Raw genomic sequence first — 21,048 nt, 5'->3', positions numbered from 1 at the left:
CCTGAGGCACCGAGTCGACTTGGATTCAGCCCAAACAATAAGGTTAGCGAGCATCTCAAGCATCCCCCAATCAGTTCCCTCTCCCTCCGGGCGGTCCGACGTTTCGGGAGGGCTAGGGTGAGGGGCTTTTGATTTGATCAGGCGTAGTAGTCGACGGCGCTGGAGCCGATCACGTGAGTGGCAGTAGCTGCCGCTTCAGCCACGGCCGTCGGGGTCAACTCTTCTTCAGCCGAATCCAGGCGACCGCCGGCAGCGCTGGTGCGACCACTCTGCCCCTGCTGCGCCTGTTCCTGGCCCTGGCCCTGCCAACCACGATTCTGGTCGGACACGTTGACGTCGACCTGCCCCATGCCTTGCTGATTGAACATCTCGCGCAGGCGGTGCATCTGACCGTCGAGGGCTTCACGCACGCTCGGATGCGCGCTCATGAAGGTCACCTGGGTCTGCTGGTCCGGCACCATGTTCACCCGGATATCCAGACGCCCAAGCTCGGCTGGCTGCAACTGGATGTCGGCGGCCTTCAGGTTGTTGCTCGACAGGTACATGACCCGGTTGACCACCTCTTCGGTCCAGCCGTTCTGGTGCATGGCGATCGGCTGGTTCACCGGCACCGCGTTGGCGGTTTTCGGTGTGGCAGCCTGGGTCAGCGCCGCCAGACGGTTGGCGAAATCATCCACCCGGGTATCGCTGGTGGCGGTCTTCAGGTCTTTCAGGCCGTCATCGATCAAACCGCTGAACGCCTTCTCGCCGCCCTGACTGGTGCTGTCCTTGTCAGCCTGCACATCCAGCATGCTGGCCATACCGGCAGCGAAGTTCTGCGCCGAGGTCAATTCGCCGTCGGCCTGAGCCTGGGCCGGAGTGGCTTTGGGCTGGGACTGGCTGGAAGCAGAAATGTGACCACTCTGCTCCATGGCCATGCGCACGGCAGGCAGTGAATCCAGTGGATCCGCCTCGGGGTCGAAAGCCGGGTCAGCGGCCGGCGCCGGATCCTTGACCATACCCGGCAATGCCGCCACGACTGGCTTGTCGGTTTCAGGCTTCGCGGCGGTATCGACGACCGGAGTGGCGACTACCGGCGCCGTGACGACCGGTTCTACCGCCGCCATTAGCGCCGGGTCCACCGGAGCAGCATCAGCGACCGGGGTGGGCAGCGTTTCAACCGCTTCGTCATCGGTAGTGGTCTTGTCGTCCGTTGCCGCCGTCGCCGGTTTGTCGGCGGGCAAGGCTTTGCCGCTATCGGCAACCGCCGGCGTCGGGGCGGCAGACTGATCCTTGCCGAGGTCTTTCTTGCCGCTGTTGTCGGCAACCTTGTCACGGGCAGGTTTGAGCGAATTGTCGACGGTCACCGAGGGCTTGTTCGCGCCCTGGTCGGCGAACACCTGAGCGAAGCTGGAGGCCTTGTCCCCGGGCTCTGCGGCCACTGCCGATGATTTGGCCGAGGCAGCTTGCGCCTTGGCCTGGGCGGCGGTCTGAAGAAGAATGTTGGGGCTTGCAGGCATGGCACGGTCTCCGCTGCACTGGGATCGTAGGTACAGTTGGGATAGATGACTGCAAGTGCCGGGCCAGTTTCGCCAGGAAACCTGCAAAACCGCCCGACGGCAGAATCAGTGCGTCAGCGAGCGCTGTCGCTCGGCGACATAAACGGGCCGCACATCCGCGAATTCGCTATGAATATCGGCAACCAGTTTGATGATTTCAGAAGGGCTTTTGTCTTTGGCATGCTGTTCCAGCTCCTGGCACAGCACCGCAAGACGGGTTGCACCCATGTTGCTGCTGCTGCCCTTGAAGCTGTGCGCAACGGAAGACAATGCGTCGGCATCGGCAGTCTGCTGCAACTCGCGCAGGCGATTTTCGGAATCGGCGAGGAAGGTATCCAGCAGTTCCGGATAGCTGTCTTCCATCACTTCCCGCAGCGCACTCAGCGCTTCGTGGTCCACATGTGTATCAGCCACTTGTTCACTCCTTGATCAAGAATGCGCGGATTATGCCAGAGCCTCCCAGAAAAACTCCACGCGGGCACTGCGACCATCGTCTGACCAGCTGGCATTACGCGCCAATTGCCGGATCAGACTGACACCGCGCCCCGACAGACGGACATCGTCGAGCGGCCGCTCCATCACGCGCGCGACGTCAAATCCCTGGCCGCTGTCTTCGACCCGCACCACCAGACAACCACCCTCGCCTTCCGGCCGCACCTGCAAATGCACCCGCACGTAACCGTCCTGCAGGGCCTCGAGGCGCGCATTGCGCTGCTCGTAATAATGGGCGAAACCCGAGGCATCGCGCTTGAGGCCCGAGTCCAGGCCCAGTACACCATGCTCCAGCGCGTTGGAATAAAGCTCGGCCAGCACGCTGTACAGTGCGCCACTCTGCGCCCGCAAGCCATGCACCTCAAGCAGCAACTGCAACAGATAAGGCAAAGGGTTGAAGCGCTTGAGCGTGGCACCGCGAAATTCGAAGCTCACCGACCAGTCCAGCGGACAGGACTGGCCGCTGTCGGAATACACCGGCGCCGATGGATTGACCTGCGCCATCTCCAGCAGGCTGACTTCGACCATGCTCACATCGTCCCGGGCCTCACCGCGAAAGTCCTGCAACGCCTGCTCGATGTCCTCGAACAGCCGATCCGGCTGGCGATTGGCAGCGAACACCTGGTGCAGGCGCTCGACACCAAACAACTGATCGTTGGCATCGCAGGTGTCGATGACCCCGTCCGAGAGCAGGAACACCCGATCACCCACCGCCATCGGGTGAACCTCGGTGCGGTCATCGAAAGTCTGCGGGCTGAGCACCCCCAGCGGCAGGTGGCGTGCCGCCAGCGGCGTGCGCTCCCCGGTGGCGAGGCAATGCAGATAGCCGTCGGGCATGCCGCCGTTCCAGACCTCCACCGAGCGCCGCTGAAAACTCAGGCACAACAGCGTCGCGCAGCAGAACATGTCCACCGGCAGGATGCGCTTGAGCTTGGCGTTCATTTCCCGCAGGGTCTCGGCCAGGCCGTAACCCTTGGCCGTCATGCCATAGAACACCTCGGCAAGCGGCATGGCGCCGACCGCCGCCGGCAAACCGTGACCGGTGAAATCACCGAGCAACACATGCATGTCGCCGGCCGGGGTGTACGCGGCCAACAACAGGTCGCCGTTGAACAGCGCATAGGGTGATTGCAGGTAACGGATGTTCGGTGCACTCAGGCAACCGGAATGCGCGACCTTGTCGAACACGGCCTTGGCGACCCGCTGCTCGTTGAGCAGATAGTCGTGGTGTTTGGCGATCAGATCGCGCTGCTGAAGAACCGTGGCCTGTAAACGTCGCAAGCGATCCATCGCCTTTATTTTGGCGGCGAGGATCACCTGGTTGTAAGGCTTCGCCAGAAAGTCGTCACCGCCGGCCTCAAGGCAACGGGCCAGGGCTTCACTTTCCGTCAGCGACGTGAGGAAGATGATCGGCACCAGGTTCTCACCCGCCAGCTTCTTGATCTGGCGTGCGGCTTCAAACCCGTCCATCACCGGCATCATGGCGTCCATCAATACCAGATGCGGCTTTTGCCGGATAAATGCCTCCACCGCCTCCTCACCATGGGTGGCCGTCAGCACCTCGTGCCCCTGGCGACGGACGATGGTCGACAACAACAGCCGGTCGGCGGCGCTGTCTTCGGCGATCAGGATCGTCAGCGGCTCTAGCGGCTGCATGGCCGTCAACTGATGTCGAACAATTTGTCGAAGTTGGAGATGGCGAGGATCTTGCGCACATCCGAATTGCTGTTGACCACCCGCACATCCGAGTCGTCACCGCCGGCGTGATCACGCAACAGAAGCAACATGCCCAGGGCCGAACTGTCGAGATAGGTGGCATCCTTGAGATCCACCACAATGGAGTCAGGCTTTTTAGTGAGCCGCTCGTAGGACTCGCGAAATTCCTGATGGCGACCGAAGTCGAATCGGCCCTTGACGGAAATCGTCAACTTTTGCCCATCCGCAGACACTTCTGTAACGACTGACATGTACTGGCTTCCTTGTCATTGACGAACCTGTACAAGGTGTAGCACTTGGAGGGGTCATGGGCAAGGCGCGATAGCGTCGGGATCTGTCAGAGATCGGCTCGTCAAAACGCCTCATGACGCGGCAAACGCTGGGACAACTCGTCCAGCAGCTTCTGTTCGCGCTTGTCTTCGGCGCGCTGGGCTTCGTCGCGGTAGCGTTGTACAAGTTTGCGCAGGCCCTCGACCCGGGCGAATGCCTGTTGCCAGGCGTCACGGGCCTTGTCCAGGTTGTTCTGGTGCCATTGCAAGCTCTGGCGCTGCTGATCGACAGCGGTGTCGAGTTGCGCCAGGAAGCCCTGAAAACCCAGCAGCCATTGGCCGGTCACGCCGGTGCTGCCGCGCACGATCCACTGCTGCGAATAATCCAGACGAAAGGCGTTGAGGTCGGCGAGTTTGCTCTCGGCGACTTTCACCTGCCCCTGAAAGTAACCCAGACGCTGCACGGCGGTTTTCTCGGCCTTCTCGGCCATGTCCACCACCGGCGCCAGACGCGCGGCTCGACTCAGGGCCATGACCGGTTACCCGCCGGCCGCCGGGGCGAAAATCGTTTCGAGGTACGCCTCGCTTTCACCCAGGCTGATTTTGTCGTTGAGCCCCTGACGCAGGTATCTGACCAGTTGCGGTTGCAGATTAATGGCAAGGTCTGTCTCGCGGTCACCGCCAGCAACATAGGCGCCGACGCTGATCAGGTCGCGACTCTGTTGATAGCGCGACCACAGCTGCTTGAAGTATTGCGCGCGCTGCATGTGTTCCGGCGCCACGACTGCGGGCATCACCCGGCTGATCGAGGCTTCGATATCGATGGCCGGGTAATGCCCTTCCTCGGCCAGCCGCCGGGACAGCACGATGTGCCCGTCGAGTACCCCCCGCGCGGAGTCGGCAATCGGGTCCTGCTGGTCATCGCCCTCGGACAGCACGGTATAGAACGCTGTGATCGAACCACCGCCCTTCTCCGCGTTACCGGCGCGCTCCACCAGTTTCGGCAGTTTGGCGAATACCGACGGCGGATAACCCTTGGTCGCCGGCGGCTCACCGATGGCCAGGGCGATTTCCCGCTGGGCCTGGGCGAAACGGGTCAGGGAATCCATCAGCAGCAGGACGTTCTTGCCCTTGTCGCGGAAATATTCGGCGATCCGCGTGCAGTACATCGCCGCACGTAAACGCATCAGCGGCGCATCGTCCGCCGGCGACGCCACCACCACGGAGCGCTTGAGGCCTTCTTCACCGAGGATGTGCTCGATGAACTCTTTAACTTCCCGACCCCGCTCACCGATCAGGCCGACGACGATAATGTCGGCCTCGGTAAAGCGGGTCATCATGCCCAGCAGCACGGATTTACCGACACCGGTACCGGCGAACAGACCCAGACGCTGACCGCGACCGACCGTCAACAATCCGTTGATGCTACGGATGCCGACGTCCAGCGGTTCGCTGATCGGGTCTCGGTTGAGCGGGTTGATCGTCGGGCCGTCCATCGGCACCCAGTCTTCGGCCTTCATGCCGCCCTTGCCGTCCAGCGCCCGTCCGGCGCCGTCCAGCACGCGACCGAGCATGCTCATGCCCATCGGCAAGCGACCGGTGTCGGCCAGCGGCACCACGCGGGCGCCCGGGGCAATGCCGGCCACACTGCCGACCGGCATCAGGAACACCTTGCTGCCGGAGAAGCCCATGACTTCGGCCTCAACCTGGGACGGGTGATAGGTGTCGTCGTTGATCACCATGCAGCGGGTGCCCATGGCGGCGCGCAGGCCTTCGGCTTCGAGCGTCAGGCCGACCATGCGCAGCAGGCGACCTTCGAGAATCGGCGCACCGGCGATTTCGGTGGCCTCGGCGTAGGTGCTCAGGCGCTTGGCGAAACTGGTGCGTTCAAGGCGCATCGGGGGCGTCCGCGAGCGGCTCTTCTGCGACCGGTGCCGGTTTCGGCGTTTCCGGCAAGTCCAGGCTCAGATCCGGCGCGGCCGGGTGCAGGGCCTGCTCATGCAACTGGTCGAACAGCTTGGACATGACCTGGCTGACGCGGGTTTCGATACTGGCGTCGATCCGGCTGTGGTCGGTCTCGACCCGGCAACCGCCCGGCAGCAGGGTTTCGTCCTCGACGATGCGCCAGGTTTCCTCATGACGTTCGCGCAGGGCTTTGACCTGCTCGAAATCCTGCGGATTGACGTACAGCCGCACATTGCCCACGCCCAGCGGCAACAGCTTGAGCGCGTCGCGCATGACGTGTTCGATCTGCGTCGAGTCGATGGCCAGTTCGCGCTGAATCACCTGTTTGGCGATGTGCTGCACGAGGTCGACCAGCGATTTTTCGATCTGGGTGTCCTGCTCGGCGATGGGCTCGAACAGGTGGCCCATCAGTTGCTCAAGGCTCTCGACCTTGGCCGTCAGGACCACTTCGGCTTCCTGACGCACCTTGAGGGTGGCGCTGTGAAAGCCTTCCTTTTCGCCGATGGCGAAGCCCTCGTTGTAGGCCTCCTGACGGATGCTTTCGAGCTCTTCGAGGGTCAGTGGCTGGACTTCCTCCAGCGGCACTTCTTCCATTTCCGGCGGTTCGGGCTCCGGTTCCGGCTCGGGCTCAGGCGCCGGCGGATCGAAGCTGGGCAAGGCCCAGGTATCGAAACCGCGGACGTCCCGGGCACGGATCAGGTCCGTCACATCGTCGTCATGCTTGTCCATGGGCTTAGATCATTTCCTCGCCGCCCTTGCCACCGAGCACGATTTCTCCGGCTTCGGCCATACGGCGGGCGATGGTGAGGATTTCCTTCTGCGCGGTCTCCACGTCGCTGACGCGCACCGGGCCCTTGGCCTCGAGGTCGTCGCGCAGCAGTTCGGCGGCACGCTTGGACATGTTCTTGAAAATCTTCTCCTTGACGCCTTCGTCCGAACCCTTGAGGGCCAGCACCAGCACGTCGGAAGATACTTCGCGCAACAGTGCCTGGATCCCGCGGTCGTCGACATCGGCCAGGTTGTTGAACACGAACATGAGGTCTTCGATCTGACCGGACAGGTCTTCGTCGACTTCGCGGATCGAGTCCATGAGCTGGCCTTCGATCGAGCTGTCGAGGAAGTTCATGATGTCCGCCGCCCGCTTGATGCCACCCAGGGTGGTGCGCGAAGCGTTCGAGTTGCCGGAGAACTGCTTCTCGAGGATCTGGTTCAATTCTTTCAGTGCGGCCGGCTGCACGGTGTTCAACGACGAGACGCGCAGGATGATGTCCAGACGCACCTTGTGGTCGAAGTTGCCCAGCACTTCACCGGCCTGATCCGGATCGAGGTACGCCACCACGATCGCCTGGATCTGTGGGTGCTCGTAACGGATCACGTCGGCAACGGCGCGCGGCTCCATCCATTTCAGGCTGTCGAGGCCACTGGTGTTGCCGCCCAGCAGAATGCGGTCGATCAGGCCGTTGGCCTTGTCTTCACCCAGGGCCTGGGTGAGCATTTTGCGCACATAGTCGTCGGAGCCGACGCCCAGGCTGGTCTGATCGCCGACGATGTCGACGAACTCGCTCATGACCTGCTCGACCTGCTCACGGTGGACGTTGCCCATCTGGGCCATGGCCACGCCGACTCGCTGGACCTCTTTGGGGCCCATGTGGCGCAGCACTTGTGCGGCATCGGTCGAACCCAGGGACAGCAGCAGAATCGCGGCTTTATCGACCCGGGACAGTTTGGCGACGGCGGCTCGGTTATCACTCATCTGCGTTAATCCACTCTTTCACGACCTGGGCCACACGACCCGGGTCTTCTGCCACCAGACTCTTGATTGCGTTCAACTGAGCGTCATAACCCTCGCTCGGGCTCGGCAGCAGAATGCTGGTCGGGCCGCCGAGGCTGACGCGATCGTTGGACAGTTCACCGTCCAGACCGCCCATGCCACCGAGTTCCATGTCGCCGCCCAGACCGGCCAGCTCCTTGCTTTTGCCGCCACCGGTGATGTTGTTGAGCACCGGACGCAGCACGCCGAACACCAGCACCAGGATGAACAACACGCCCAGCACTTGTTTGACGATGTCCCAGAACCATGGCTGGGAGTAGAACGGAATGTCGGCGATCACTTCGCCGCGCTCGGCGGAGAACGGCATGTTGATCACGCTGACGCTGTCGCCACGGCTGGCGTCGAAGCCGACGGCGTCCTGTACCAGACGGGTGAAGCGCGCCAATTCGTCGGCGCTCCACGGCGCGCGAGTCGTTTCGCCGTTGGCCGGGTTGATCTTGACCTGATCGTCCACCACCACCGACACCGACAGGCGATTCAGGCGACCCTGCTGCTGTTTGGTGTGGCTGATGGAGCGGTCGAGCTCGAAGTTCTTGGTGGATTGTTGACGCTTGTCCGCCGGATACGGCGCGAGCATCGGCTGGCCGGTGGCCGGGTCCATGATCTGCTGACCGTTGGCATCAACCAGTGGCTGGCCTGGCTGCACCATGCTCGCCGGGGCGGCGGCGCCACCGGTGGTCTGCGGCGCCGAAGCCGGCGAAGGTGGCTGGTTGCTCAAGGCACCCGGCACACCTTGCGGGCCATTGCTGGCAGTGCGTTGTTCGTTGACCGACTGTTCGCTGCGCAGGGCCGGTTGATCCGGGTTGAACTGCTCGGCGGTCGATTCGACGGCACTGAAATCGACGTCAGCCGAGACTTCAGCCTTGTAGCGATCGTTGCCCAGTACCGGTTGCAGAATGTTGTGCACGCGCTGGGTGAGCATGCTTTCCATGCGGCGGCTGTAGTCGAACTGCTTGCCGGCCATGGTCATTTCGGAGTTTTCCGCCTGATCCGACAGCAGGTTGCCCTTCTGGTCGACGACGGTGATCTGCGATTTGCTCAGCTCGGGAACGGAGGTGGCCACCAGGTTGATGATGGCAACGACCTGGCCTGGCTCCAGCGAACGACCGGAGTACAGCTCGACCAGTACCGAAGCGCTTGGCTTGCGTTCATCACGCACGAACACCGAACTTTTCGGGATCGCCAGGTGAACGCGCGCGCCCTTGACGTTGTTCAGGCTGGAAATGGTGCGGGCCAGTTCGCCTTCCAGGCCGCGACGATAACGGGTCGCTTCCATGAACTGGCTGGTGCCCAGACCCTGTTCCTTGTCGAGAATTTCAAAACCGATGTTGCCGTCGCTGGGAGTGACACCAGCGGCCGCGAGCTTGAGCCGCGCACGGGACAGGTCATCGGCCTTGACCAGCAAGGCGCCGGAATTCGGTTCGACGGTGTAGGGAATGTCGGCGGAGGCCAGGGTGTCCATGACCTGCTTGGCGTCCATGCCGGCAAGGCTGCCGTACAGAGGCCGGTAGTCCGGTTGCTGCGACCACAGCACCACGGCAAAGCCAATCGCCACGCTCGCGGCCAGGCCGACCAACAGGCCCACCTGACGCAGCACGGTCATCTCGGAGAGGTTTTCCAGGAAGGACAGGCCGAACAACGGCGGTTTGCCGTCTATCGGGGTGGCCTTGGCCGGAACGTTATCGGCGACTGCTTCTGCCATGACTCAATCTCGTCCTTAAACCGGCATCTGCATGATGTCTTGATAAGCCTGAACCAGCTTGTTGCGCACCTGGGTCAGAGCCTGGAACGACACGCTGGCCTTTTGCGAGGCAATCATCACGTCCGTCAGATCGACGCCGCTCTTGCCGATCTCGAACGCGTTGGCCAATTGGCTCGACGCCTGCTGGGTATCGTTCACTTTGTTGATGGCTTGACCGAGCATGTCGGAAAAGTTGCTGCCTGCCACTTCCGGGACAGCGGAAGTCGATTTCGGCTTCGACATGGCGTCCATTTGCATGGCCTTCATGTCCATCATCAACCGATTAAATTCAATACCTTGGCTCATGGTCTACTCTCTTGGGCGGCCCGCAATTTTTTGACACTCACTCGGCGGGTACTCAGGTGTTAGCAACAACGGTGCCAGCTCATGGCACCGCTTTCAGAAAAGCCGTTTCAAACGTTTGCGCAACCGGTCAGGTGGCGAACAGGTAGCCTTCGACATCCATGCCCGCATCGCGCATTTGCGCCAGTTTGTAACGCAGGGTGCGCGGGCTGATGCCGAGTTTTTCCGCGGCCTCCTTGCGCCGACCGCGCTCGGTACGCAGGGTGTCGATGATCATCTGGAACTCGCGCCGACGCAGGTCATCGCCCAGCGCACCGGCCGAATCGGCCTCGATTTCGACTTCACGAATGACCGGCGTTGCCGGAACGGCCGCCGGCAATGGAGCGAATAACGCAGGCCCGGAGAGACAGAAATCCTGCGGCTGGATCAAGCCGCCCTGCTGCAGAATCAAGGCCCGCTGGACCGCGTTATCCAGCTCGCGCACGTTGCCCGGCCACGGATAACCGATCAGGCACGCTTGCGCCTCGGGCGAGAACTTCGCCGTCGCATGCTTCATTTTATTGACGTGTTTGGCCAACAGACGCTCGGCCAGCGGCAGGATATCGGCGGTGCGCTCGCGCAACGGACGCCAGGCCAACGGAAATACCGAAAGACGGTAATAGAGGTCTTCACGGAACCGCCCCGCCGCCACTTCACCGGCCAGATCACGGTTGGTGGTCGCCACCACGCGAATATCGAGGGTGATCGGCTTGCGTGCACCGACCCGCTCCACTTCCCGCTCTTGCAACACGCGCAGCAGTTTGGCTTGCAGACCCAGGGGCATTTCGGAAATTTCATCGAGCAGAATGGTGCCGCCGTCCGCCTGTTCGAACTTGCCGGCCTGGGCCGCGATGGCGCCGGTGAACGAGCCCTTTTCGTGACCGAACAGGGTGGCTTCGAGCATGTTGTCGGGGATCGCCGCGCAGTTGATCGCAATGAACGGCTGGCTGGCGCGATGGGATTGCTGGTGAATGTAGCGCGCCAGCACTTCCTTGCCGGTGCCGGACTCGCCGGAAATCAGCACGGTGGAATCACTGCGCGCAACCCGCGCTGCCAGATCCAGCAATTGAGCACTGGCAGGCTCGACCGCGACCGGGCCTTCGGCATCACTGACGCCAAGGCTGCCCAAGGCGTGACGCGCCACCAGATCCAGCAGAGCCTTGGGTTCGAACGGCTTGACCAGATAATCCGCCGCGCCTTGACGCATCGCATCGACTGCGCGCTCGACCGCACCATGGGCGGTCATCAGCAGCACCGGCAATTGCGGTTGTCGCGCACGCAGCAGGCCGAGCAATTGATGGCCGTCCATACCCGGCATGTTGACGTCGCTGACCACCAGACTGAACGCTTCGCGCTCGACGGCGCTCAGCGCCTCTTCGGCCGAACCCACTGCGTGATAGTCGTGACCGGCCAGCAGCAGCGTATCGGCCAGCGCTTCGCGCAACGAGCGGTCGTCTTCGACCAGCAGAACCTTGATGCCCATGACCTTCACTCAGCTCCCTGAACAGCAGAAAACAACGGCAGGATGACCTGCGCGCACGTACCGCGCCCGACCCGCGAACGCAGCTGCAATTCTCCCTGATGCGCACGCGCCACGGCCTTGACCACGGTCAGGCCCAGGCCGGTCCCGGTGACTTTGGTGGTGAAAAACGGCTCGCCCAGCCGCGCCAGCACTGCCGCATCAATACCGCTGCCGCTGTCGCTGACACACAAACGCAAGGTGTTGTCGCGGGTATAGCAATGCACCTTCAGACGCACCTCACCGGCACTCGCCTGAATCGCGTTTTCAATCAGATTGAGCAGCGCCCCGACCAGCGTGTCGCGATTGCAAAGCAACTCGCCGGCATGGCTGTCGCATTGCCAGCGGATCGGCAGATCCTGCACATGGGTCAGCGCCGCGGCCTGCAACGACTGCATCAAGGCATACGGTGTGACACGATCGGTCAGCGGCAGCTCGCCACGGGCGAAGACCAGCATGTCGCGCACCTGATGCTCCAGCTCGTGCAGACGCTCCTTGAGGCGACCGGCAAAACGCTGCTGAGTGGCGACCGGCAATTCCTGCTCGGTCAAATGACTGGCGTACAGCAACGCGGCAGACAACGGCGTGCGAATCTGGTGAGCCAGCGACGCGACCATCCGCCCCAGGGACGACAGGCGCTCGTGGCGCGCCAGTTGATCCTGCAAGTGACGGGTTTCAGTCAGGTCGTTGAGCAGCACCAACTGCCCCGGCTCGGCATCCAGCGAGCGGGTGGCAATCGACAGGCGTCGACCGTTTTTCAAGGAAATTTCGTGACCGTCATCTTCACGGGGCGCGAAGCAACGGGTGATGACGTGGCGCCACAGCTCGCCTTCCAGCGGTAGACCGAGCAATTCGATGGCGGCAGGGTTGGCCTCGCACACAATGCCGTGGCCGTCGATGACGATGACGCCACCGGGCAACAGGTCGAGGAGGTTTTGCAGACGGTTGGCCAGGCGTTCTTTTTCCGCCAGTTCCTGCATGCGCTGGGCACTGACCACGGCCAGCTCGCCCTTGAGCTCGGTGACCCGGGCTTCGAGCATGCTGTAGGAGTCGGTCAACTGGCTGGACATCTGGTTGAACAGGGCGAATGCCTGCTCAAGCCCCTGGCGGCTCGCCTGCTCTACGGACGGCAGTTGCCCCGAGGACTCGGGAACAGAAGACATCTGGGAGGCTTGGGGCATTGTGCTTTCTCGCTTGGCTGACCGTCAGTGAAACGGAACGTTGCGAGGGACATAGCAATACCCGTGCCTAAAAAAAACCGCTTATAAATGAAGCAGTTGAAAAACAGGCGTCAATCATCCGCCTGTTCATCACCTTCACGACGGCTCATGCCGTACTTGCGCATCTTCTCCACCAGCGTGGTGCGGCGAATGCGCAGACGCTCGGCCGCACGCGCCACGATGCCGTTGGCATCGTCCAGCGCCTGCTGGATCAGACCCTGCTCCAGACCACCGAGGTAGTCCTTCAGGTCGAGACCTTCCGGCGGCAACAGGGCGTTGGCGCTGAAGTCCGGCGTATGGCCGTTGATCGCCACGCGCTCTTCCAGATCGCTGCGCAGGCTGTCGACCATCTGCTCGTCTTCGTCGTCGACGTAGCGGAATTTCTTCGGCAACTCGACCACGCCGATCACCCCGTACGGGTGCATGATCGCCATGCGCTCCACCAGGTTGGCCAGTTCGCGAACGTTGCCTGGCCAGCCATGGCGGCACAAGGACATGATTGCGGCGGAGTTGAAGCGGATCGAACCGCGCTTCTCGTGCTCCATGCGCGAGATCAGCTCGTTCATCAGCAACGGAATGTCTTCGACGCGCTCACGCAGCGGCGCCATCTCGATCGGGAACACGTTCAGGCGATAGTAGAGGTCTTCGCGGAAGGTGCCGATCTCGATCATGCTTTCGAGATTCTTGTGGGTCGCGGCGATGATGCGCACGTCGACGCTCTGGGTCTTGTTGCTGCCCACGCGCTCGAAGGTGCGCTCCTGCAGCACGCGCAGCAGCTTGACCTGCATCGGCAGCGGCATGTCGCCGATTTCGTCGAGGAACAGCGTACCGCCGTTGGCCAGCTCGAAGCGGCCGGCACGGCTGGTGATCGCGCCGGTGAAGGCGCCCTTCTCGTGACCGAACAGTTCGCTTTCCAGCAACTCGGCCGGGATCGCCCCGCAGTTGACCGGTACGAACGGCGCGTCGCGGCGCTTGGAATGGTAATGCAGGTTGCGCGCAACCACTTCCTTGCCGGTCCCGGACTCGCCGAGGATCAGGACGCTGGCGTCGGTGTCGGCCACTTGCTGCATCATCTGACGCACGTGCTGGATCGCACGGCTGGTGCCGACGAGGCTGCGGAACAGGTTGGGTTCGCGATGACGGCCGCGCTCGCGGGCCTGGTCGTACATTTCGCGATAGACCTGGGCACGGTGCAGGGAGTCGAGCAGTTTGCTGTAGCTCGGCGGCATTTCGAGGGTCGAAAGCACCCGGCGGCGTTGGTCTTCGGGCAGGTCCACCGAAGAATTATCGCCCATCAGCAAAACCGGAAGGAACTCATCCCAGGTTGAGAGTGTCTTTAGCAAGCCCAAAAGCGCACCAGGAGCATTAACCGTCCCGATCAGTACGCAAATGACCTCACGACTAGACGACAAAGAGCCGACTGCCTGCTGCCAGTCATGGCTTCCGCAGGGTAAATTTTCTTCGCCAAGAAAATTTAAGATCACCGCCAGGTCGCGGCGGCGGACGCTATCGTCATCGATCAGCAAAATTTTGGTTTCACGCCACATGCAATAGCAACTTCCCTAGTCAACTCAATGCCCAAAATGAGGGGCAAGCGAGACGCTTGCAGGACACCTTGTGCCTGTAGACGCCTGAAATCTGAAAACAGCCACTAGTTAAGTCAAAAAACCGTGCACAGTCAAATTTATGGCGCACATGTCTGGATTAACTGAGGGTTAATTAACCAAACAGATGGTAAACCTTTGCCGCGTTCTGCGCTTGGGTGATCTGCGACATCTCGTCGACTATCGCCTGACGCTCACCCATCGCCACTTCCAGAAGCTGCTTGTAGACATGCAGCAACTCCTCAAGATTATCGCGCAGCGCGACCTCGTCCACCGAAGCTTCACTCAAGACATCTTCCATGCAGGAACGGCAATCGAGGTCCAGTTGACCGATCGCCTCCCAATTGCGCTCGGCCAGGGCTCCGACCAAGGCTACTCGGGTTTCTTCAATTCGCTGCAAAACAAGACTCATGGTGATCTCCTCAGAACTGCGGAGCGGGCGCAGGTGCGATCGCATCCCAGCCTTCCTTGACGGTGCTCAGCAAGCCGGCAACCTCATCAAGAATGCGCGGATCGCTGCTGATGTTCGCCTCGGCGAGACGCTTCATCATGTAGATGTAAAGACCGTCCAGATCAGCCAGCGTATCCGCGGAATTTTCCAGATCCAGGCCTTCGCGCAGTCCGCTGACGATGCCGATGGCCTTGCTGATCGACGTGCACTTGGCAGGAATATCCTTGCGCTCGATCGCACCTTTGGCCTGAGCGATACGGTCCAGGCCGCCTTCCATCAGCATTTGCACCAGGCGATGAGGGCTCGCTTCAGATGTCTGAGCGTGCGCGCCTACTTTCTGGTATTGCCGAAGGGCTAACATCGGATTCATGTTCTACCTCATTTGCCACAATGACTCGTATGAACAGTGTATCGCCAGCGAGTCGAAAAACTTTAGACCACAAGACAAAAACCCGGCGCACGCTCGAAAGCGTAGCCGGGTTTTTGTCGCTCTTGCATGTTACTTCGCGGATTGCTGAGCGTTGAGCGAGGCGAAGAACGACGTGATGTTGCTCGCCGTAGACTTCATCTGGCCTACCAGCAAGTCCATGGCGTTGTATTTTGCAGTCAACGTCTTGGTCAGGTTGGCAACACGCAGATCGAGCGCCAGTTGCTGACTGGTCAGGCTCTTGGTGTTGTTGTTCAGGATGGCCATGCGCTGATCAAGCAAACCTGTAGCAGTAGGCAGACTACCGGCAGGAGGCTTCAGGTACGGATCCACCGCCTTGCTCATACGCGCCAACAGACCGTTGGTGTCGTTGGTACCCGTAAACATCTGCTGGACCTGACCGGTCATGCCCGGCGTGGACATGGTCTTGTTGAATGCAACGGTGTCGAATGTCAGGTTACCGGTGAGCTTGTCAGTCATCACGCCCAATTGCGACAGGTAGGCCATCGGACCGGTGCTGGTCCCGCTCGGCATGGTCAATTGGCTACGGATATCGGCAATCAGCGAACGCGGCAGGGAGTCACCGGTAAAAGCCGCCTGAACAGTCAGCTTGCCATCTTCATCCGGCGTCGCCTTGGACAGGGTGTCGATGGTGGTCTTCAACGTGTTGTAGGCATCGACGAAAGCCTGGACAGACGTCTGCAGACCTTTGGTGTTCGTGTCGACGCTCACCACAACAGGCGTGCCTTGCGGATTCGGGACAGTCAGCAGGTTCAACGACAAACCACTGATGGCGCCGGTCACCGTGTTGCTCTTGCTGGTCACTGTCAGCCCATCGATGGTCAGCGATGCATCTTTGGCGAGCCCGTTGACCGCTCCGGAATCACCCGCCGCCGGAGTGGCACCCATTGTTTTGGTGCCATCGATTTCCAGACCGGCAATGCCGCTCACGCTCAAGTCAGAGCCTGCGCCAGTCTTGCTCGAACTGATCACCAGGCGCGAGGCACCGGTGCTGTCCGTCACGATGTTGGCAGAGATACCATTGACACCCTGAGCCGTGTTGATGGCATCACGAGTGCTCTGCAGGGTCGCATTGGCCGGGATCGTGACATTGTAATCAGTGCCATTCTGACTGATTTTCAGGGTACCACTCGGAATGGCACTGGCAGCACCGCCGGCAAAGGATGCACTGGCTACTTTCGAGCCGGTGGCCAGATTATTCACAACAACACTGTAAGTACCCGAGACCGCGGTGTTATCCGAAGTAGCGCCCAGAACAGTTGGATTACCCGAAGTCGCCGTGTAACCGGCAAACGCTGGGTTCGTCTTGCTGCCCAGGTTGGTCATCGCGGTCTGGAATGCCGTCAGCGCACTCTTCAGCGTACCTACACCGGAAATCTTCAGCGTGTTGGTTTTCGTCGCATTGTCGATCTGCGTCTGCTTCGGCGACTTGTCGGCGTTGACCAGCGCAGTAACGATCGCACCGATGTCCAGGCCGGAACCCAGGCCAGAACCCGGTAAAATTGGACTTGCCATGTGCATCTCCCTTGGGTTGTTGCCAGTCTTTTGACCAATACCTGCGTCTAAAGAACTTCAAACACTATTCATGCCAGCTATCAGACTTTGGCGTCGAACAACACGTGACTTGCGTTGGCGAGGCTGTCTGCCAGCTTGAGGGCTTCTGCGGAAGGGATCTGTCGTACGACCTCGCCCGTCTCGCTTGCGATCACCTTGACGATGACCTTGCCGGAATGCTCGTCGATCGAGAACTCCAGATTGCGTTTGATCGACTGAACGAACTTCTCGATCTCCTGCACCGCCAGCTTCAGCTTGGTCTCATCTGACTCCTGACTCTTTTTCGAGGCAGGAACAGCATCAACGGTCTGAGGCTTGGTTTCCGACGGCTTGTCGGCAACGGTATTGACTGGCTTGGGAGCCGGATAAGACACGTTAAGCTTGACGCTCATGTCCATGCTCATCACCTCATAACGTAAAAAGCGAGAGAGCACGCAAGCGCACTCCCCCGCTAAAACTCATTCCGAAATTACTGAAGCAGCTTCAGTACAGCGGAAGGCAGTTGGTTGGCTTGAGCCAGAACAGAGGTCGAAGCCTGTTGCAGGGTTTGCTGCTTGGTCAGGTTAGCAGTCTCTGCGGCGAAGTCGGTATCTTGTACGCGACCTTGTGCAGCAGTGGTGTTCTCGGTGATGTTCTGCAAGTTCTGGATGGTGCTGGTCAGACGGTTTTGCGAAGCACCCAGGCTGGCACGAGTTGCACCGATTGCAGCGATAGCGGCGTCGATTGCAGTGATCGCGTTGTCGATGTTCTGCGAAGCAGAACCAGCGCCAGTACCGGTAGTACCGGTCAGAACTACAGTACCGCTACCTACGGACAGGCTGACGGCGTCGAACTTGGAGCTCAGTACCAGGTCGATGTGGTTAGCCGAACCGGTGTTCGCGCCCACTTGCAGGGTCACAGTACCAGCCGAACCGTCCAGCAGGTTTTTGCCGTTCAGGTTGGTAGCAGCCGAGATACGGGTGATCTCGTCGGACATCTGAGCGAATTCAGCGTTGGTAGCGGTCTGGTCAGCAGTGCCGTTGGTACCGTTACGTGCTTTAACAGCCAGTTCACGCATACGCTGCAGAATGTCGGTCGAAGCTTGCAGAGCGCCTTCAGCGGTCTGGGCAACGGAGATACCGTCGTTGGCGTTCTGGATTGCCTGGGTGTTACCGCGGATCTGGGAAGACATACGGTTGGAGATCTGCAGGCCAGCGGCGTCGTCTTTAGCGCTGTTGATTTTCAGGCCGGAAGACAGGCGCTGCATCGAAGTCGACAGAGCGTCGGAAGCGCGGTTCAGGTTTTTCTGAACGTTCAACGACGTGGTGTTGGTGTTTACTGTTAAAGCCATGACGAATTCCTCGTTGGTTGGGTACTGCGGCTTCCGGCCCTGGCAACCGCCGGGTATGGCCTAGAGAACCTTCGTAATAGTTATCGTCGGGTTTGCAGGTTGCTTGAGGGCTTTTTTGAAAAATTTTGCCATCACCCTGCCACCCCCTAGAAAACAAAGACTTAGCAGCACTTTACCTTCGAAAAAATGACGCCATAAAACCGTCCGTGGCGCAAACCTGCGGGCCAGCGCCTTCGACCGTCGTCAGGCGGACGGGGCTTCCAGCAATTGGATCAACTCGTACTCCATGAAATCGGCAAGGCCCAACCAGTCCTGACGCTCCTGGCACTCGAGCATTTGTGCGAGCAATTGCGCCCAGACTTGCTGCTTCTGCGTGCCGGCCGACAGCAATGACTGCTGCGCGCCCTCGAACACATCGACCATGGTCAACGCCGCCTCGACGTCACGTCCCAGGCGGAACAACCCGGCGCACTGATGGCATTCGTCTACCCAGCTTTGCAGTGCAGTCATTGCACAAACTCCTGATTGAACGCTGTACCGGCAATCTGCGCACCCGCGCGGCTGCTGTTGAAAAATGCCACCTGCGGCTGACTGGCGATGTATCGCTCCAGCACGCACAGATAACCGCGAAAGTTGAGCTGGGTACTGACGCGCTCGCCATACCCGTCACGCACCCAGTGCCGCGCCTGATTCACCGACGGCCCCAGGTCACCGTCATTCCAGCCGGCATGGGTCTTGTTCATCGGAAAGGCAAAATCGGCACCGAACAGCGTGATGCGTGCAGCGCCCATCTTCACCGCCAGGTCCACGGCCGGGTGAATCACACTGCCACCCACATGCAGCAGCGCCCTCGGGTGCTGTTCACGCAATGCCGCATAGACCGGGCTGGCCGAGTAACCGCCATAACGCTTGCCCTTCCAGGCCCTCAGCACCTCGGGGTCACTCATGGGCAGATACACCAGCGGGATGCCGTCGGATTCCTCGAATGGCAAATGCCGGGAGCTGATGCGCTGATCGATACTCACCACATAGTCGGGCACGATCCCGTGCTCGCGCAGCGGCCGGTACGCGGTATCGACACAAATGAACAACGGACGCCCGGCCCGCTCGCGGATCGCGGCCAGACGTTCGAAATGCTGTTCCAGCGTCGGCCCGGTGCCGATCACATAGATCTCCCGACCGGCACAGGTGCCGAACAAGGTCGCCACATCATCATCGGCGAGCAACACAGGCAAGCAGTCGCGCAGACGCTGTTGAATGAACGGTGACTGCGGATCGAACTCACGATTGTTGAAGCTCAGGTGCACTTCGCTGACCAGCCGATCGCGGATCTTCGCGTTGAAGTCATCAGCCAGCAACATCTCGGCGGGCAAGGCGAAAAACGGCGTGCAGATGTCGGACAGGTCGCCGGCGTAGAGCAATTCAATCCGCGGGTCCTGCAACCACTCCCGTTGATCGAGCAATTGCAGCACCAGGGCAAACAGCGCGCCGTTGAGGATGTGCACATACAGCCGCTCGAGTCCGGTGCGCTCCAGCAGCACCGTGGGCAAGTCCCCAAGGCCGGTGCCGTAGACATGCAGTTGCGGCTTGTCCGCCGGCAGGCTGGCAGCCTGAATCTGCGCCTCGCGGACACGGTCATGCCGGCTGGTGAGCTGAATGCCGCCAATGCTCAGCGTCGAGCCCAGCCCCTGCGTCAGCTCAGCCTCGATCGCCGAACTGTCTTCGCCGAGCAGTCGTGCGAACAGCGCCGGCCAGCGTCGCTCGACGACTTCAGCATTGGCCTGGAAAAACTCGCTCATGGCGCCTCGCGCTCCCTTCAGGCAAAAAAATAGCGTTCAAGGTTAACCCTTGAACGCTATTTTTGTATCCGCCGTTTTTAACCGATTCAAGGACGATAAATGATCGCCGAACCCCACGACAGACCGACGCCGAAACCACTGATCGCGATGCGGTTCCAATCGGAATCCATCACGTGTTTTTCCAGCAGCAGCGGCACACTGGATGACACGGTGTTACCGGTCTCGACCATGTCCTTGATGAACTTCTCCGGCTCGCCTTCGAAGCGCCGCGCCACGGCATCGACAATCGCCGCACTGCCCTGGTGAATGCAGAAGGCATCGATGTCATCGGCCTTCAGACCGGAATCGTCGAGCAGTTCGTGCAGATGCGCAGGCACCTTGAGCAGTGCGAAGTTGAACACCTGACGGCCGTTCATGAAGAACACGCCATCGGTGACTTTCAGGTGCGGTGCGCCGGAACCGTCGGTGCCGAACTTGGCCTTGCCCAGCGCCCAGACTGGATCTTCGCCCATCCAGGTGGCAGTGGCGGCATCGCCGAACAGCATGGTGGTGTTGCGGTCTTCCGGATCGACGATCTTCGAATACGGGTCGGCGGTGATCAACAGCCCATTCTTCAGGCCGGCGGCTTCCATGAAGCCTTTGATCGCGTAGATGCCGTAGACGTAACCGGAGCAGCCGAGGGAAATATCGAACGCCGCGACATTGGTCGGCAGGCCGAGTTTGTCCTGGACGATGGCAGCGGTGTGCGGCAGGCCTTCTTCGTCACCGTTCTGGGTGACGACGATCAGCGCATCGATGGATTCACGTTTCAGTTCAGGGTTGTTGGCAAACAGCGCATTGGCCGCTTCAACGCACAGATCGGAGGTTTCCTGTTCCGCGTCTTTGCGTGGGAGGAAGGCCGAACCGATCTTGCCGAGGATGAATTCTTCATCCTTCTCGAATTTTGCACCTTGTGCGTAATTGTCCACGCCGGCTACAGGAACGTAGCTCGCAATGCTTTTTATGCCAATCATTACGGCTTCCCAATAATAAACAGCCCAATACCACCGCTCGCAAGGATTCGAGGGGCGCCGACAAACAGAAAACGGCCGCCACAACGGGCAGCCACGGGGAGCGCAAAGGGCTATCACTGGAACCGAAAACGGGCCAGGCGCCATCTCCCCGGTCATTACAATACAGTGAAGATGCGCGTTATGACTCGCAGGTCACGCTATTTTGCCGAATCGATG

The 21,048-nt window shown here is 60.6% G+C and carries 21 protein-coding genes; all 21 read right to left on the bottom strand.

Annotated features, from left to right (window positions below; translation table 11 throughout):
• Positions 1-137: 137 nt before the first annotated feature.
• The 21 genes from ACEN93_RS24900 to ACEN93_RS24800 all read right to left on the bottom strand — a co-directional run bounded on the left by ACEN93_RS24900 (position 138) and on the right by ACEN93_RS24800 (position 20,832).
• The gene (locus ACEN93_RS24900) at positions 138-1,499 is read right to left on the bottom strand and encodes a flagellar hook-length control protein FliK (protein WP_495610637.1); all 1,362 of its coding nucleotides are present in this window, start codon (positions 1,497-1,499) and stop codon (positions 138-140) included.
• A 105-nt stretch (positions 1,500-1,604) separates the two neighbouring features.
• The gene (locus tag ACEN93_RS24895; protein ID WP_007951942.1) at positions 1,605-1,952 is read right to left on the bottom strand and encodes an Hpt domain-containing protein; all 348 of its coding nucleotides are present in this window, start codon (positions 1,950-1,952) and stop codon (positions 1,605-1,607) included.
• Between the two features lie 30 nt (positions 1,953-1,982).
• Positions 1,983-3,686: an ATP-binding SpoIIE family protein phosphatase gene (locus tag ACEN93_RS24890; protein WP_495610636.1), complete on the bottom strand. Its 1,704-nt coding sequence runs from the start codon at positions 3,684-3,686 to the stop codon at positions 1,983-1,985.
• Between the two features lie 5 nt (positions 3,687-3,691).
• The gene (locus ACEN93_RS24885; RefSeq protein ID WP_039765597.1) at positions 3,692-3,997 is read right to left on the bottom strand and encodes an STAS domain-containing protein; all 306 of its coding nucleotides are present in this window, start codon (positions 3,995-3,997) and stop codon (positions 3,692-3,694) included.
• A 101-nt stretch (positions 3,998-4,098) separates the two neighbouring features.
• Positions 4,099-4,548 carry a flagellar export protein FliJ gene (gene fliJ, locus ACEN93_RS24880; protein ID WP_011333052.1) on the bottom strand — a complete coding sequence of 150 codons (450 nt, stop codon included), beginning with the start codon at positions 4,546-4,548 and terminating at the stop codon, positions 4,099-4,101.
• 6 nt (positions 4,549-4,554) lie between these two features.
• Entirely contained in the window at positions 4,555-5,913 is a 1,359-nt protein-coding gene (fliI, locus tag ACEN93_RS24875; protein ID WP_039765593.1) for a flagellar protein export ATPase FliI, read from the bottom strand.
• A complete protein-coding gene (gene fliH, locus ACEN93_RS24870) occupies positions 5,903-6,709 on the bottom strand; it encodes a flagellar assembly protein FliH (RefSeq protein ID WP_495610635.1) in 807 nt (268 codons plus the stop codon). Before fliH ends, fliI begins: the two co-directional genes overlap by 11 nt.
• Before the next feature lie 4 nt (positions 6,710-6,713).
• Positions 6,714-7,733 carry a flagellar motor switch protein FliG gene (fliG, locus tag ACEN93_RS24865; RefSeq protein ID WP_007958288.1) on the bottom strand — a complete coding sequence of 340 codons (1,020 nt, stop codon included), beginning with the start codon at positions 7,731-7,733 and terminating at the stop codon, positions 6,714-6,716.
• Positions 7,726-9,513 carry a flagellar basal-body MS-ring/collar protein FliF gene (fliF, locus tag ACEN93_RS24860; RefSeq protein WP_007958290.1) on the bottom strand — a complete coding sequence of 596 codons (1,788 nt, stop codon included), beginning with the start codon at positions 9,511-9,513 and terminating at the stop codon, positions 7,726-7,728. Before fliF ends, fliG begins: the two co-directional genes overlap by 8 nt.
• A gap of 15 nt (positions 9,514-9,528) precedes the next feature.
• Positions 9,529-9,858, bottom strand: coding sequence for a flagellar hook-basal body complex protein FliE (gene fliE, locus ACEN93_RS24855; protein ID WP_011333048.1), 330 nt, complete (start codon positions 9,856-9,858; stop codon positions 9,529-9,531).
• Positions 9,859-9,985: 127 nt separating this feature from the next.
• Complete coding sequence (locus tag ACEN93_RS24850; protein ID WP_495610634.1) at positions 9,986-11,377, bottom strand: sigma-54-dependent transcriptional regulator; 1,392 nt, start codon at positions 11,375-11,377, stop codon at positions 9,986-9,988.
• Positions 11,378-11,382: 5 nt separating this feature from the next.
• The gene (locus ACEN93_RS24845) at positions 11,383-12,594 is read right to left on the bottom strand and encodes a sensor histidine kinase (RefSeq protein ID WP_428997872.1); all 1,212 of its coding nucleotides are present in this window, start codon (positions 12,592-12,594) and stop codon (positions 11,383-11,385) included.
• A gap of 110 nt (positions 12,595-12,704) precedes the next feature.
• Positions 12,705-14,180: a sigma-54 dependent transcriptional regulator gene (locus tag ACEN93_RS24840; RefSeq protein WP_039765583.1), complete on the bottom strand. Its 1,476-nt coding sequence runs from the start codon at positions 14,178-14,180 to the stop codon at positions 12,705-12,707.
• Between the two features lie 172 nt (positions 14,181-14,352).
• Positions 14,353-14,649 carry a flagellar protein FliT gene (gene fliT / locus ACEN93_RS24835; RefSeq protein ID WP_039765621.1) on the bottom strand — a complete coding sequence of 99 codons (297 nt, stop codon included), beginning with the start codon at positions 14,647-14,649 and terminating at the stop codon, positions 14,353-14,355.
• Between the two features lie 10 nt (positions 14,650-14,659).
• Positions 14,660-15,058, bottom strand: a complete 399-nt coding sequence (fliS, locus tag ACEN93_RS24830; protein ID WP_007958302.1) for a flagellar export chaperone FliS — start codon at positions 15,056-15,058, stop codon at positions 14,660-14,662.
• A gap of 129 nt (positions 15,059-15,187) precedes the next feature.
• A complete protein-coding gene (fliD, locus tag ACEN93_RS24825) occupies positions 15,188-16,651 on the bottom strand; it encodes a flagellar filament capping protein FliD (RefSeq protein WP_074687535.1) in 1,464 nt (487 codons plus the stop codon).
• A gap of 80 nt (positions 16,652-16,731) precedes the next feature.
• Complete coding sequence (locus ACEN93_RS24820; protein ID WP_039765579.1) at positions 16,732-17,088, bottom strand: flagellar protein FlaG; 357 nt, start codon at positions 17,086-17,088, stop codon at positions 16,732-16,734.
• Between the two features lie 71 nt (positions 17,089-17,159).
• The gene (locus tag ACEN93_RS24815; protein ID WP_007958307.1) at positions 17,160-18,020 is read right to left on the bottom strand and encodes a flagellin domain-containing protein; all 861 of its coding nucleotides are present in this window, start codon (positions 18,018-18,020) and stop codon (positions 17,160-17,162) included.
• Positions 18,021-18,263: 243 nt separating this feature from the next.
• Positions 18,264-18,530, bottom strand: coding sequence for a hypothetical protein (locus tag ACEN93_RS24810; RefSeq protein WP_163974313.1), 267 nt, complete (start codon positions 18,528-18,530; stop codon positions 18,264-18,266).
• Positions 18,527-19,819, bottom strand: coding sequence for a motility associated factor glycosyltransferase family protein (locus ACEN93_RS24805; RefSeq protein WP_495610633.1), 1,293 nt, complete (start codon positions 19,817-19,819; stop codon positions 18,527-18,529). Before ACEN93_RS24805 ends, ACEN93_RS24810 begins: the two co-directional genes overlap by 4 nt.
• Positions 19,820-19,905: 86 nt before the next feature.
• Positions 19,906-20,832, bottom strand: coding sequence for a ketoacyl-ACP synthase III (locus ACEN93_RS24800; protein WP_085611535.1), 927 nt, complete (start codon positions 20,830-20,832; stop codon positions 19,906-19,908).
• Between the last annotated feature and the right edge of the window lie 216 nt (positions 20,833-21,048).

It is taken from the genome of Pseudomonas sp. Pseusp21 (assembly GCF_059492145.1).
The sequence above is the reverse complement of the archived record's forward strand: the minus strand, read 5'-3'. Positions and strand labels throughout refer to the sequence as shown.

Bases quoted from the DNA above. Each gene is read 5' to 3' on its own strand.
- ACEN93_RS24900 (WP_495610637.1), bottom strand. From the start codon at position 1,499: ATGCCTGCAAGCCCCAACATTCTTCTTCAGACCGCCGCCCAGGCCAAG.
- ACEN93_RS24890 (WP_495610636.1), bottom strand. From the start codon at position 3,686: ATGCAGCCGCTAGAGCCGCTGACGATCCTGATCGCCGAAGACAGCGCC.
- ACEN93_RS24885 (WP_039765597.1), bottom strand. From the start codon at position 3,997: ATGTCAGTCGTTACAGAAGTGTCTGCGGATGGGCAAAAGTTGACGATT.
- fliJ (WP_011333052.1), bottom strand. From the start codon at position 4,548: ATGGCCCTGAGTCGAGCCGCGCGTCTGGCGCCGGTGGTGGACATGGCC.
- fliI (WP_039765593.1), bottom strand. From the start codon at position 5,913: ATGCGCCTTGAACGCACCAGTTTCGCCAAGCGCCTGAGCACCTACGCC.
- fliH (WP_495610635.1), bottom strand. From the start codon at position 6,709: ATGGACAAGCATGACGACGATGTGACGGACCTGATCCGTGCCCGGGAC.
- fliG (WP_007958288.1), bottom strand. From the start codon at position 7,733: ATGAGTGATAACCGAGCCGCCGTCGCCAAACTGTCCCGGGTCGATAAA.
- fliF (WP_007958290.1), bottom strand. From the start codon at position 9,513: ATGGCAGAAGCAGTCGCCGATAACGTTCCGGCCAAGGCCACCCCGATA.
- fliE (WP_011333048.1), bottom strand. From the start codon at position 9,858: ATGAGCCAAGGTATTGAATTTAATCGGTTGATGATGGACATGAAGGCC.
- ACEN93_RS24850 (WP_495610634.1), bottom strand. From the start codon at position 11,377: ATGGGCATCAAGGTTCTGCTGGTCGAAGACGACCGCTCGTTGCGCGAA.
- ACEN93_RS24845 (WP_428997872.1), bottom strand. From the start codon at position 12,594: ATGCCCCAAGCCTCCCAGATGTCTTCTGTTCCCGAGTCCTCGGGGCAA.
- ACEN93_RS24840 (WP_039765583.1), bottom strand. From the start codon at position 14,180: ATGTGGCGTGAAACCAAAATTTTGCTGATCGATGACGATAGCGTCCGC.
- fliT (WP_039765621.1), bottom strand. From the start codon at position 14,649: ATGAGTCTTGTTTTGCAGCGAATTGAAGAAACCCGAGTAGCCTTGGTC.
- fliS (WP_007958302.1), bottom strand. From the start codon at position 15,058: ATGAATCCGATGTTAGCCCTTCGGCAATACCAGAAAGTAGGCGCGCAC.
- fliD (WP_074687535.1), bottom strand. From the start codon at position 16,651: ATGGCAAGTCCAATTTTACCGGGTTCTGGCCTGGGTTCCGGCCTGGAC.
- ACEN93_RS24820 (WP_039765579.1), bottom strand. From the start codon at position 17,088: ATGGACATGAGCGTCAAGCTTAACGTGTCTTATCCGGCTCCCAAGCCA.
- ACEN93_RS24815 (WP_007958307.1), bottom strand. From the start codon at position 18,020: ATGGCTTTAACAGTAAACACCAACACCACGTCGTTGAACGTTCAGAAA.
- ACEN93_RS24810 (WP_163974313.1), bottom strand. From the start codon at position 18,530: ATGACTGCACTGCAAAGCTGGGTAGACGAATGCCATCAGTGCGCCGGG.
- ACEN93_RS24805 (WP_495610633.1), bottom strand. From the start codon at position 19,819: ATGAGCGAGTTTTTCCAGGCCAATGCTGAAGTCGTCGAGCGACGCTGG.
- ACEN93_RS24800 (WP_085611535.1), bottom strand. From the start codon at position 20,832: ATGATTGGCATAAAAAGCATTGCGAGCTACGTTCCTGTAGCCGGCGTG.